The sequence below is a fragment of the Ruegeria sp. BHSA118 genome (assembly GCF_059613405.1).
Window position 1 is genome coordinate 13,856 of sequence record NZ_JBXWSM010000023.1, and the last position, 12,905, is coordinate 26,760.

Sequence of the window (12,905 nt, forward strand, 5' to 3'; positions counted from 1 at the left end):
AAATGACCCTGATGAAATCCTTGATGGGTGCTGCCGCTGCGGTCGCAATGTCAGCCGGAGCGGTTCTGGCCGAGCCGGCGGTGATCTTTGACCTGGGCGGCAAGTTCGACAAGTCCTTCAACGAGGCCGCCTATAACGGCGCGCAGCGCTGGGCGAATGAAACCGGCGGCAAGTATCTGGAAATCGAAATTCAGGCAGAACCGCAGCGCGAACAGGCCCTGCGCCGTTTTGCGGAATCCGGTGCAAATCCGATCATCACCATGGGGTTCGGAATCGCTGACGCCCTGGCCGCTGTTGCAAGTGACTACCCCGACACCAAATTCGTCGCTGTTGACGTGACTTGGCTGGACGCTCCAAACATCCGCCAGATTGGCTTTGCCGAGCACGAAGGGTCCTACCTGGTCGGCATGATGGCCGCCATGGCGTCGGAATCCGGCACTGTGGGCTTTATCGGAGGCATGGACATCCCGTTGATTCGCCATTTCGGTTGCGGCTATGCCCAGGGCGCGAAGGCCGTGAACCCAGACATCAATGTTGTTGCCAACATGACAGGAACAACGCCTGCTGCCTGGAACGATCCGGTAAAAGGTTCGGAGCTTACAAAAGCACAGATCAGCCAGGGCGCTGATGTGATTTACGCTGCGGCCGGCGGAACCGGCGTAGGCGTTCTGCAAACTGCGGCTGACGAAGACATCCTGTCGATTGGTGTGGACAGCAACCAGAATCACCTTCACCCAGGCAAAGTGCTGACTTCGATGCTGAAGCGTGTGGACGTCGCTGTTTATGAAGCGATGAAAGCAGGCGAAAACGTCGAAACCGGCGTTTTCACCATGGGTCTGGCCGAAGATGGGGTCGGCGTTGCCATGGATGAAAACAACAAAGAGCTTGTTTCGGTTCGCATGAGCGACGCCGTCGACGAAGCCCGCAAGGCGATCATCAACGGCGACATCAATGTTGTAAGCTATTACGAGAACGACAGCTGCCCGGCACTGCAGTTCTGATTACGCGCGGGGCGGGAGAGTGCCTTCCGCCTCGCCACCCACTTCGCCATCCGAGCGGACAGCCGGATGGCTTTCTCGGCAGTTGAGGGCAAGACATGACCGTCCCAGCCATTGAGCTCAAAGGGATATCCAAGGCCTTTGGGCCAGTTCAGGCCAACAAAGACATCTCGATCAGCGTTGCACCCGGTACGATCCATGGGATCATCGGTGAAAACGGCGCAGGCAAATCCACGTTGATGAGCATTCTCTTCGGCTTTTACAAAGCCGACAAAGGTGAGATCTGGATCAATGGGACAAAGACCGACATCCCGGACAGCCAGGCGGCCATCGCCTCGGGCATCGGGATGGTGTTCCAGCATTTCAAGCTGGTGGAAAATTTCACCGTTCTGGAAAACATCGTGCTGGGTGCCGAGGATGGCGGGTTGCTGGCGCCATCACTGGCAAAAGCCCGCAAAGAGCTGAAAGAGCTCGAGGAAGAATACGAACTGTTCGTCGATCCCGACAAGCGCATCGACGAGATTGGCGTGGGGATGCAGCAGCGGGTCGAAATCCTGAAGGCGCTGTACCGCAAGGCCGAAATTCTGATTCTGGACGAACCGACCGGCGTGTTGACCCCCGCCGAAGCCGATCAGCTGTTCCGCATTCTCGACCGACTGCGGTCCGAGGGCAAAACAGTCATCGTGATCACCCACAAACTGCGCGAGATCATGGAAAATACCGACACGGTATCGGTTATGCGGCGCGGGCAAATGACGGCCACGGTCAAAACATCCGAGACCAGCCCCGAGGAGCTGGCCGAACTGATGGTCGGCCGCAAGGTTCTGCTGCAAGTCGACAAAGTGCCCGCGACGCCCGGCAAACCCATTCTCGAGATCGAAAATCTCAGCGTTTTTGATTCGGCAGGCGTTGAACGGGTCAAAAATATCGACCTGACCGTGCGCGCAGGTGAGATCGTCGGCATCGCCGGCGTGGCCGGCAATGGTCAATCCGAACTGCTGGAAGTTCTTGGTGGAATGCGTCCCGGACAGGGCACAATCAAGCTGAACGGCGAACCGCTGGCACTGAGTGGGGCCGGATCAGATGGTCAGGCCCGCCGCGCGCAACATATCGCCCACGTGCCCGAAGACCGGCAGCGCGAAGGCCTGATCATGGACTTCCACGCCTGGGAAAACGTGGCCTTCGGGTATCACCGCGACCCGGCCTATAAACGCGGTATCTTCATGGACAACGCGGCGTTGCGCGCCGATACCGAAGCCAAGATCGGGAAATTCGACGTCCGCCCGCCCAATCCCTGGTTGGCAGCGAAGAGCTTCTCGGGCGGGAACCAGCAGAAAATCGTTGTCGCCCGCGAGATTGAACGCAACCCTGACCTGCTGCTGGTCGGGCAACCCACGCGGGGCGTGGACATCGGCGCCATCGAGTTCATTCACAAACAGATTGTCGCGCTGCGTGATCAGGGCAAGGCAATCCTGCTGGTATCGGTCGAACTGGAAGAAATCTTCTCGCTCTCGGACCGGATCGCGGTGATGTTTGACGGACATATCATGGGAGAACGCCTGCCCCATGAGACAGATGAAAAAGAACTGGGCCTTCTGATGGCCGGTGTTGCGGGAGAGGCCGCGTAACATGGAAAAAATGCCTAAATGGGCCGATGTCGTTCTGATCCCGCTGATCAGTCTGATACTGGCCGCAATCCTTTCGGCGCTGGTCATCCTCGCCATCGGCGAAAACCCTGTCGAAGCCGTCAAACTGATGGTCACTGGTGCGCTGGGGTCGACCTATGGCTGGGGCTATACGCTCTATTACGCGACAAACTTCATGTTTACCGGTCTTGCGGTGGCCGTCGCCTTCCATGCCCGTATGTTCAACATCGGGGGCGAAGGTCAGGCAATGCTGGGCGGGCTGGGCGTGGCCATGGTCTGTCTTTATGTCGACTGGCCGCATTGGAGCATTGCCTTGCTTGCCGCCTGTGCAGCATCGATGCTGTTCGGAGCGCTTTGGGCGGCCATTCCGGCCTATCTTCAGGCTAAGCGCGGCAGCCATATCGTGATCACCACGATCATGTTCAACTTCATCGCAGCTGCTTTCCTGAATTACATGCTGGTCAATGTCATGCGCCCCCAAGGGTCGCAGGACCCGGCCACCGCGCGGTTCTCTGAAAGCGTGCATCTGCCCTCCTTCCAGGAAATGTTCTCGACCGCAGAGAACGTTGTTTTCCGCGGCGCCCCGGCGAACATCACCTTTTTCATCGCATTGCTTGCCTGCGTCGTAGTCTGGGCACTGATCTGGCGCACGCGCCTGGGTTATGAAATCCGGGCTTACGGCCATTCTGAGACCGGCGCTGTCTATGCCGGTATTTCACCTGTGCGCATCACGATTGTCGCGATGCTGATTTCCGGCGGGCTGGCGGGGCTGATGGCCATCAATAACGTCATGGGCGAAGCCGAGCGACTTGTTATGAACTCGACCGAAGGCGCGGGCTTCATTGGCATCGCCGTGGCCCTGATGGGGCGTTCACATCCGTTCGGTGTGTTTCTGGCCGCGCTCTTGTTCGGATTTCTGTATCAGGGTGGCGCCGAGCTTGCGCTCTGGGCTTCAATTCCGCGGGAACTGATCGTGGTCATTCAGGCATTGGTCATCCTGTTCACTGGCGCATTGGACAACATGGTGCGCATGCCGCTTGAAAAACTGTTCCTGGGTATGCGGAAGAGGGCTGAGTGATGGAATTTTTCGTAACCCTCATTCAGGTTCTGGATTCGACAATTCGCCTGTCCACCCCACTGCTGCTTGCCTGTCTGGCCGGTCTGTTTTCGGAACGGGCCGGGATCTTCGACATCGGTCTCGAAGGCAAGATGTTGATGTCGGCATTCTTTTCGGCTGCAATCGCAGCTGTCACAGGGTCGGTTTGGCTGGGCCTGCTGGCTGGTATCGCATCCTCTTTGTTGCTGTCGGGCCTGCACGGGCTGGCGTCGATCACTTTCCGGGGCAACCAATTGATATCGGGCGTGGCCATCAACTTTCTGGCCTCGGGCCTGACCGTCCTGGTCGCGCAAAGCTGGTTTCAGCAAGGTGGGCGGACACCATCCCTGTTTGGCGGGGGCCGGTTCGAACCGATCAACTTCCCATTCGCCGAGTCCATCAGCGGTGTGCCGATTATCGGTCCCATCTATTCCGAACTGCTCTCGGGCCACTCGATCCTGGTTTATGTCGCGTTCCTGATGGTTCCGACCACCTGGTGGATTTTGTATCGCACCCGGTTCGGTCTGCGCCTGCGGGCGGTGGGTGAGAACCCGGCCGCAGTGGACACCGCCGGTGTCTCGGTGGTTGGCCTGCGGTTCGCCGCGGTCGCCATCTGTGGTGTGCTGTGCGGCATTGCAGGCGCCTATCTGGCTACGGCCTTGCAGGCAGGGTTTGTCAAGGAAATGACCGCCGGTCGTGGCTTTATCGCCTTGGCCGCGCTGATCTTTGCCAAGTGGCGCCCGTGGCATGCCATGTGGGCCTGCTTGCTGTTCGGCCTGCTGCAAGCGATCGCGCTGCGGTTCCAAAATATCGACCTGGGTGGCGTCGTGATTCCCGTGCAGGTGATGGACGCCCTGCCCTATATCCTGACGGTGGTGATTCTTGCCGGGTTCGTCGGCAAAGCCATCCCACCTCGGGCGGGCGGAGAACCCTACGTCAAAGAGCGCTGATAAGGCCAGTTCCGAACTGAGTTTCGGTCCTGTTCGCTGCGGAGCGGCATGCAGAGTTGATTTTGCATGCCGCAACCGTTCTAAGAGGGTATGCACGTATACCTTCCCATAGCAGAAGTTTCTGTCAGCCCATTCCTGCTTTTGGGGATCGGCGGGGCTGTCGGCATTCTGTCCGGTATGTTCGGGGTCGGAGGCGGGTTTCTGATCACCCCGTTGCTGTTCATTATCGGCATACCCCCGGCGGTTGCTGTAGCGACATCAGCAAATCAGGTTGTTGCCTCGTCCATTTCGGGCTTGCTGGCCCATCTCAGACGCAAAACCGTGGACCTGAAAATGGGAAGCGTTCTGCTGGCCGGAGGGCTGTTTGGTGCGGCCCTTGGAATGGTGGTTTTCAATTTCCTGAAGCATCTCGGGCAGGTCGATCTGGCGGTACAGCTTTGCTATGTCGTGTTTTTGGGCGCCATCGGAACCCTGATGTTTATCGAAAGCCTTGCGGCCATCCGAAAGGCCAGCCAGTCAGGCAATGGCGCTGCCCCCAAACGACGTCAGCGAACCTGGGTTCACGCCCTGCCGTTCAAGAAGCGGTTCCCGGCATCTGGACTTTACATCTCGGTCATACCTCCGGCGCTGGTCGGTTTCGGCGTTGGTGTTTTGTCGGCGATCATGGGAGTCGGCGGTGGGTTCATCATGGTTCCCGCAATGATCTATGTCCTTGGCATCCCGACAAAGGTGGTTATCGGGACATCCCTGTTCCAGATCATTTTCGTTGCCGGGTTCACAACGATGATACATGCGTCGACCAACTACAGTGTCGATGTTGTCCTCGCCCTGTTCCTGTTGCTGGGCGGTGTTTTGGGTGCGCAATTGGGAACGCAGATTGGTGCACGTCTGAAAGCCGAACAGTTGCGTATCCTTTTGGCACTTCTTGTCATGGGCGTCGCCGGAAAAATCGGGTTCGACCTTTTTTTACCGCCAGAAGAGATCTTTTCTTTGGCGGAACCCGGGGGAGTTTGATGTTGTTTGACCCACGGCACACGACAATTACCACCCTTGAATTCTCAACCCATAACAGGCAAGCCACGGCCATACGCAAAGTAACGGTACCATGCACATTTACCTGCCCATCGCCGAAGTCTCAGTAAACGCTTTCCTCTTGTTGGGGTTGGGCGGCATGGTCGGCATCCTGTCCGGCATGTTCGGTGTCGGTGGCGGCTTTTTGATGACCCCGCTGCTGTTCTTCATCGGTATTCCGCCGGCGGTGGCTGTTGCTACCGAAGCCAATCAGATCGTCGCATCATCCTTTTCCGGAGTTCTGGCACATTTCCGACGAAAGACCGTGGACCTCAAAATGGGAACGGTATTGCTGATTGGCGGGCTTGTCGGGGCCGCTTTGGGCGTGGTTGTCTTCAACTATCTCAAAAGCCTGGGTCAGGTCGATCTGCTGGTGACACTCTGTTACGTTGTTTTTCTTGGCGTCATTGGCAGCCTGATGTTTGTCGAAAGCCTGAGAGCCCTGCGTAAAGCCAAGAAGGGCGGCGCGGCCCCTGCCAAGCGCCGGCAGCGGGGCTGGGTCCATGCCATGCCCTTCAAAATGCGTTTCCGCACCTCGGGCCTGTATATCTCGGTCATCCCGCCGGCTTTGGTCGGTCTGTGCGTTGGGGTTTTGTCCGCAATCATGGGCGTTGGCGGCGGCTTCATCATGGTTCCTGCCATGATCTATTTGCTGGGTATGCCGACCAAGGTCGTTGTCGGCACGTCGCTGTTCCAGATCATCTTTGTGACAGCCTTCACCACGATGCTGCACGCCACCACCAACTATACGGTTGATGTTGTTCTGGCGGTCTTGTTGCTGGTGGGCGGCGTCATTGGCGCCCAGATCGGAACCGTGATCGGAGCCCGGATGCCGGCGGAACAATTGCGCGTGCTGCTTGCCGCTCTGGTACTGGCCGTATGTGGCAAGCTGGCACTTGATCTGCTTATTGAACCTGCCGAGCTCTACTCGCTTGGCAGCGGTGGAGGGCACTGAGGATGCTGCGTTCGTTTATTGCCGCCCTGTGCTTGTTCTGCATGCCCGCTTTGGCGGCGGAAGAGCAGGTTGTCCTTGGTCTCAGCCAGGACCGGGTTGCCATCACCGCGACATTCGACGGATCGGAGCTTTTGATTTTTGGGGCTATCAAGCGGGAAACCCCAATCCCTTCAGGTCCTCCGGTCGAAGTCATCGTCGCGGTTGCGGGTCCGTCCGAGCCTGTCACCGTGCGACGCAAGGAGCGCAAGCTTGGAATCTGGGTGAACACCGACAGTGTTCTTGTCGATCTTGCACCCAGCTTTTACGCCGTCGCAACCAGCGGACCCTTTGACGACATCCTGTCCGACACCGAAGACCTGCGCTACCGAGTTTCGATCGAACGCGCGATCCGCTCGGTCGGTGCCGCGATGCACATCCGGGGCGCACAGGATTTTGCAGATGCCGTGATACGAATTCGAGAACACGAACACCTGTATTCGATCCGCGAAAATACCGTGGCAGTGGATGAACAGACCCTGTTCCGCACCTCGATCGATATGCCCGCCGACCTGACCGAAGGCGATTATACGGCCCGGATATTCCTGACCCGTGGCGGAGAGGTCGTCTCGCAATATGAAACGATCATTGATGTCCGGAAAGTCGGCCTGGAGCGTTTTTTGTACAATATGTCCCGCCAGCAACCCGTCTGGTACGGTCTGATGTCGCTGGTCATAGCGATTGCGGCAGGCTGGGGCGCCTCGACAGCCTTCCGGCTGTTGCGAGAAAAGTAACCGTCACCCTCGGCCGATATAGGGCATGGTCGTGGCCATGACGGTCATGAACTGCACGTTGGCCTCGGGCGGCAGGCTTGCCATATGCAGAACCGAACGCGCGGCGTCTTCGACGGCCATCGTCGGGTCCGGTGTCTCGCCAGCGGCCTGCGCCGCGTCCACAAGGCCCTGAACCATCTGCGTGCGCGCATTTCCGATATCGATCTGCCCGCAGGCGATTCCAAAGCGACGCCCATCCAGCGAAAGGCTGCGCGTCAGCCCTGTAATGGCGTGCTTTGTGGCCGAATAATGTACCGAATTCGGCCGCGGAACATGTGCCGCTATCGAGCCGTTGTTTATGATCCGGCCGCCCTGCGGGTTTTGGTGGCGCATGATCCTGAAGGCTTCGCGCGCGCAGAGGAACATGCCGTTCAGGTTCACGTTGACGCTTTGGTACCAATCGTCCAGAGCGATCTCGTCAATCGTACCGCCCGGCGCAAAGATCCCGGCATTGTTGAACAGAACATCCAGCCGCCCCGTGCGGTCGGTAAAAGATTGGAAAGCCCGTTCAACCGCATTCGGGTCGGTCACATCCCCAGGCAGGACAATGGCCCCCTGATGCTCGTTTGCCAGGGCTTCCAGCTTTTCCTTGCTGCGCGCCAACAGCCCGACCGTCCACCCTTGGGACAAAAACAGCAGGGCCGTTGCCCGGCCAATACCCGAACTGGCACCCGTTACGATGATGGATTTCATGTCTCTTCCGCCTCCAATGTCAGCGAAGTCGCCGGAATCGCCCTCAAGTCATCCACACGCAGGGGGTGCGTGGGCTTTGACAGGCGATTTCGCACCACCCAGATCAACCGCTCTTGCGCGCGCGTGATCGCGACATATGCCAAACGCTTCCACAATGGCTGCCCGGCCTCGGTCCGGCCCATGCGAGCGGCGGCATAGACATCCGGAGCGAACACCTGAACCGTATCCCATTGTGACCCCTGCGCCTTGTGGATCGTCACGGCCGCCCCGTGCAAAAATGTCGCCCCCATGCGGGCGGCATAGGGAATAAACGGCTCTTCCTCGTCCGGTTTTTCGATCTGAACAATAGACGCGGCGCTGACCTGCGGGTCTTCGGCCCCCATCACGTGAAGACGCGAGAACCCCGGCTTTCGCCCCGGCCCCAGATACACCACCTGCGCTCCTTTGATCAGCCCGCGCGCCTCAAGGTCCAACCGTTTCTTGCGATGTTTCAGGGGCAATTCGATCCCATCACAAATGAGCGGTTCACCTTCCAGCAATTCTGTGTCCGGTGCGCCGTGAACTTGCCTGAAGGCCTGTATCAAACGAATGCGCGTGGCGTTGCGCCAGACGAGAACCGGGCTTCGGGCCATCAGATCGACCTCAACCCGCTGGCCCCAGACAACGCGGTCATCCCGACGGGCTGTTTCTTCGATCAGTCGCTCGAAATCCTCGAAGCCCATTGCCGGGTCAGCCAGCGCATGCGCAAGATCCAGAATTGGGTTGTCTGCATCCTGGCGGTGCACGCGCTGAAGTGTCAGCTTCCTGGGCTCGGGCAAAGCCTCGAACACCATGCTGCCGGACTGATTTACCGGTGCCAGCTGAGCCGGATCGCCGAACAACAGAAGGGTCGGGAAAATCTCTTTGAGATCATCGAACTGACGATCGTCCAGCATCGACGCCTCATCGACGAACCCGATATCCAACGGTTCGTCACGGCGCTTCCACCCTGTGATGAAATCCGACCCTCGCAAACCGGCGGCGGCCAACGCCCCGGGGATCGATTTGTTGTTTTGATAAAAAGCAGCCGCACGATCCAAGGCTTCATCCGTCAAACCTTCGATATCGGGGCGTTCGTCATTGCCGGCCAGCCATTCCGCAATACGCTCGTATTCCGGATCATAAACCGGCGTGTACAATATGCGGTGAATCGTGGTCGCAGGCACGCCGCGCAATCGCAGAACGCTTGCAGCCTTGTTCGTTGGGGCCAGGATGGCAAGGCTGCGCTTGTCTTTCGATTTGCGGCTTTCATAATCGCCGGACACGATCTGAACACCCGTCTCTGCAAGTGCCTTGTACAGCTCGGCCAACAGCAGCGTTTTGCCCGATCCGGCCTTGCCGATCACGGCCATCACACCAGATTTTCCTGCGCCTGGCAGTTTCAGAAGGGCATCATCTTCGAGATCAACACCTGCTGCCCGCAGCATCTCGGCGATGCTGTCATACGCGGCGGCCTGATCATCTGAGAACGTTACATTCGGCAAGGACATGGCGCGACCCTACAGGGCCGCGCCGACCATCACCAGATGTGGATTGGCGTTTTCCGGCACTTAAGCGGACAGGGCGAACCGGTGCTGCCTCTTCGGCCCGAATGCGGCTTTGAACCACATCCGAGACAGGTCGCGCGGGATGCCCGCACGCTCGGCCACTCGGTTGCAGTCGTCCGCGGAATAGGGCCATAATCCGACTGAAATCTGATCGCGCCCGCTGCCCTGGGTTCCCAGAACCTCGGGCGATGACCCGATCAGGCGATAGATTCTGATCATCCTTGCATCGAATACGCCGGCAATATGCGTCAGGCCGAAACCTTCCATCATTTCACCGCCGCTCAACATGATGGCGCCGGCAGTATGTGGGCTGGCTGTTCGGGACAGGCAGAACCGGGTGACCTCCCAGATCAACGGGCTGCAAATCGGCTTGCCACCATTCAGATGACCAAAAACCTCATTGATCATCACCCGACCGGTCGTAGGCAATACACGCATCGACCCTCCGTGGTTGCCATCCGGCTCTTCCCAGATGACATAAAGCGGATTGAGATCATCGTATTCGTCCCGTTCTTCGCCCTTCTCGTTGACGTGGACATCCCACCCCAACCGGGTCTTGAACTGATCCGCACGATCTTTGAACATCCCCTCTGCCAGAGTCGGAAATCTGTGTAACTCATCGGCATATAGATAACGCAACATGACTTGTTCCCCTTGTCGTCCTGTGCAGGAACGAAGGGAGTACAGAGTCGTGGTTAATTTTGCGTGTGGAGGCCGTTCACCCCTTAAACGACTATTAATCCTCGGCTGAGCGCCGTGGCGATTGCGTGGGTTGTGTTATGTGCGCCCAGCTTTGAGCGCGCGCTTTCAATGTAAACGCGCAACGTATGCTCGGAAATCGTCAGGGAATGGGCCACTTGGGCGCGGCTGTAACCCAACGCCAAAAGTGTGATCGCGTCGATTTCCCTTGGCGACAAGCTGCGCGGGCAGTCCGGCTGCCTGTCTTTTTCAAACTCCAGTGCCTTGCGATTTATGTAATGCGCAACAAGAATCAAATCTCGCCCGTAAGTCGAGATAAAGTTCTTCCAGGTTTGATCATCACAACTGTGGTTGACCGTGAACAGGGCAAACTGACCATTTGGACCCCGAATTGGGATGGAATACCCCTGATTGCCAACGCCATGGCTTTGCGCATCCAGAAGGAAGGCCTTTGCCACCTTGCCGGACCAATCCAGCGACTTCCAGTCAACCGGATGAAACCGCTGGAAACACCCCAGGATCACAGGGTCGATACGGTGATAGTTTTTTTCCCTGTAGCGCTCATCCCAGGCGTCTGAATAGGTGGTGTAGCCGTATTGATCTCCGGCACCGTCAACCCAGTGATACGTAAGGTGCTCGACCTTCAACGCGTCCCGCAAACGCTCAGCTACGGCGCTGAGTTCTTCAAGCGTGTTGGTGTTTTCCAAATCCTGAAGGATTTGACCCAAATCGACCTTCGTTGCCATCCGCGGGCGCCCGTACCTCGTTCTTCAGGGACGCAATCTCGGCAGCCGCGATCAGTCTTGTGTCATCAAGCTGCTCTGCAAGCGCGCTCAAACCATTCGCAACGGCGAAAGCATTGAGGTCCGACAATACGTCCAATATCCACTCATTTTGCGCCATCAGGGTCTCTCTGAAACAGTTAACGAAGGGTTAACACAACCATAACATGTATGATCTTTTTCAGCCTATTCGCCGGTTTCTACTCCCCAAAAATAGCGATGGGCAAAAATGCAAACATTTGAAAGATATTCAGAGTCCTGAAAAACACAAAACACCCGCGAACCAGCAAAGTGATTCGCGGGTGTTTTTTTGTCTACAACCCTGGCGGGTTATCAACCTGCGTCCAGGACTTCCTCGAGGGTACGCAGACCAGTACGCGGCGCCTGAACAAGAACGGACATATTGCCCGGCTTGTGCTCGTTCCGCAGCATTTTCATGTGTGCTTCAGGCAGGTCGTTCCAGGTGAACACCTCGGACATGCAGGGGTCAAGGCGGCGCTCGACCATCAGCTTGTTCGCGGCTGCCGCCTGCTTCAGATGAGCAAAGTGCGAGCCCTGCAAACGCTTTTGGTGCATCCACATGTAGCGCACATCGAATGTACAGTTGAAACCCGATGTTCCGGCGCAAATCACGACCATACCGCCTTTTTTCACAACGAAGGTCGATACCGGGAAAGTGCTTTCACCCGGGTGTTCGAACACCATATCGACATTGTTACCTTTGCCGGTGATGTCCCAGATCGCCTTGCCGAACTTACGGGCCTCTTTGAACCATTCGGCATATTCCGGTGTGTTGACCGTGGGCAATTGTCCCCAGCAGTTAAAGTCGCGACGGTTCAGAACACCTTTGGCGCCCAGACCCATAACGAAATCACGCTTGCTTTCGTCTGAAATCACACCGATCGCATTTGCGCCTGCGGTATTGATCAATTGGATCGCATAGGATCCCAGACCGCCCGACGCGCCCCAGACCAGCACGTTCTGACCCGGTTTTAGGTCGTGCGGTTCGTGGCCAAACAGCATCCGGTACGCGGTTGCCAGCGTCAGGGTGTAGCACGCCGCTTCTTCCCATGTCAGATGCTTGGGGCGCGGCATAAGCTGCTGTGCCTGCACGCGGGTGAACTGGCTGAACGAGCCATCCGGTGTTTCATAGCCCCAGATCCGCTGGCTGGGCGAATACATCGGATCACCGCCGTTGCATTCCTCGTCATCGCCGTCGTCCTGGTTGCAGTGGATCACAACCTCATCGCCAACTTTCCAGCGCTTTACCTTGTCGCCAACGGCCCAAACGATGCCCGACGCATCCGAACCCGCGATGTGATAGGGTGCTTTGTGGCCGTCAAACGGGCTGATTGGCTGCCCCAGAGCGGCCCAGACGCCGTTGTAGTTGACCCCTGCGGCCATAACCAGAACCAGCACTTCGTTGCTGTCCAAGGTCGGAACATCCACAACTTCCTGCTGCATGGCGGTGTTCGGCTCACCATGACGTTCTTTGCGGATGGCCCAAGCATACATTTGCTTTGGGACATATCCCATGGGTGGGATTTCACCCATTTCATACAGATCTTTTTCAGGTGCCTCGTACGACGCGATACCACTTTCGGTGTCCAAAGCCATGCC

General features: G+C 57.7%; 12 protein-coding genes. 7 read left to right on the forward strand and 5 right to left on the reverse strand.

What is annotated here, in order from left to right:
- Nucleotides 1-2 precede the first annotated feature (2 nt).
- From AC2FNN_RS09235 to AC2FNN_RS09265, 7 genes are all read left to right on the forward strand, one after another.
- Complete coding sequence (locus AC2FNN_RS09235) at nt 3-1,001, forward strand: BMP family lipoprotein (RefSeq protein ID WP_496758087.1); 999 nt, start codon at nt 3-5, stop codon at nt 999-1,001.
- Nucleotides 1,002-1,096: 95 nt separating this feature from the next.
- Entirely contained in the window at nt 1,097-2,626 is a 1,530-nt protein-coding gene (locus AC2FNN_RS09240) for an ABC transporter ATP-binding protein (RefSeq protein ID WP_496758089.1), read from the forward strand.
- Nucleotide 2,627: 1 nt separating this feature from the next.
- On the forward strand, nt 2,628-3,722 hold the full coding sequence (locus tag AC2FNN_RS09245; RefSeq protein ID WP_171634892.1) for an ABC transporter permease: 1,095 nt from the start codon (nt 2,628-2,630) through the stop codon (nt 3,720-3,722).
- Entirely contained in the window at nt 3,722-4,690 is a 969-nt protein-coding gene (locus tag AC2FNN_RS09250; RefSeq protein ID WP_496758090.1) for an ABC transporter permease, read from the forward strand. Before AC2FNN_RS09245 ends, AC2FNN_RS09250 begins: the two co-directional genes overlap by 1 nt.
- Before the next feature lie 90 nt (nt 4,691-4,780).
- Nucleotides 4,781-5,704 carry a sulfite exporter TauE/SafE family protein gene (locus AC2FNN_RS09255; protein ID WP_496758092.1) on the forward strand — a complete coding sequence of 308 codons (924 nt, stop codon included), beginning with the start codon at nt 4,781-4,783 and terminating at the stop codon, nt 5,702-5,704.
- Between the two features lie 91 nt (nt 5,705-5,795).
- Entirely contained in the window at nt 5,796-6,716 is a 921-nt protein-coding gene (locus AC2FNN_RS09260; protein ID WP_224854498.1) for a sulfite exporter TauE/SafE family protein, read from the forward strand.
- Nucleotides 6,717-6,718: 2 nt separating this feature from the next.
- A complete protein-coding gene (locus AC2FNN_RS09265; protein ID WP_496758094.1) occupies nt 6,719-7,486 on the forward strand; it encodes a TIGR02186 family protein in 768 nt (255 codons plus the stop codon).
- A 3-nt stretch (nt 7,487-7,489) separates the two neighbouring features.
- Here the strand turns inward: AC2FNN_RS09265 and AC2FNN_RS09270 are convergent, their stop codons facing one another.
- The 5 genes from AC2FNN_RS09270 to ccrA all read right to left on the reverse strand — a co-directional run bounded on the left by AC2FNN_RS09270 (nt 7,490) and on the right by ccrA (nt 12,902).
- Nucleotides 7,490-8,218 (reverse strand): SDR family oxidoreductase, encoded by a 729-nt coding sequence (locus tag AC2FNN_RS09270; RefSeq protein ID WP_496758096.1) that lies wholly within the window; start codon nt 8,216-8,218, stop codon nt 7,490-7,492.
- Nucleotides 8,215-9,747 (reverse strand): ATP-dependent DNA helicase, encoded by a 1,533-nt coding sequence (locus AC2FNN_RS09275; RefSeq protein WP_496758098.1) that lies wholly within the window; start codon nt 9,745-9,747, stop codon nt 8,215-8,217. Before AC2FNN_RS09275 ends, AC2FNN_RS09270 begins: the two co-directional genes overlap by 4 nt.
- A 60-nt stretch (nt 9,748-9,807) precedes the next feature.
- The gene (locus tag AC2FNN_RS09280; RefSeq protein ID WP_496758100.1) at nt 9,808-10,446 is read right to left on the reverse strand and encodes an acyl-homoserine-lactone synthase; all 639 of its coding nucleotides are present in this window, start codon (nt 10,444-10,446) and stop codon (nt 9,808-9,810) included.
- 83 nt (nt 10,447-10,529) lie between these two features.
- Entirely contained in the window at nt 10,530-11,249 is a 720-nt protein-coding gene (locus AC2FNN_RS09285) for a helix-turn-helix transcriptional regulator (RefSeq protein ID WP_170346381.1), read from the reverse strand.
- 369 nt (nt 11,250-11,618) lie between these two features.
- Nucleotides 11,619-12,902, reverse strand: coding sequence for a crotonyl-CoA carboxylase/reductase (gene ccrA / locus AC2FNN_RS09290; protein WP_170346380.1), 1,284 nt, complete (start codon nt 12,900-12,902; stop codon nt 11,619-11,621).
- Nucleotides 12,903-12,905: the final 3 nt, after the last annotated feature.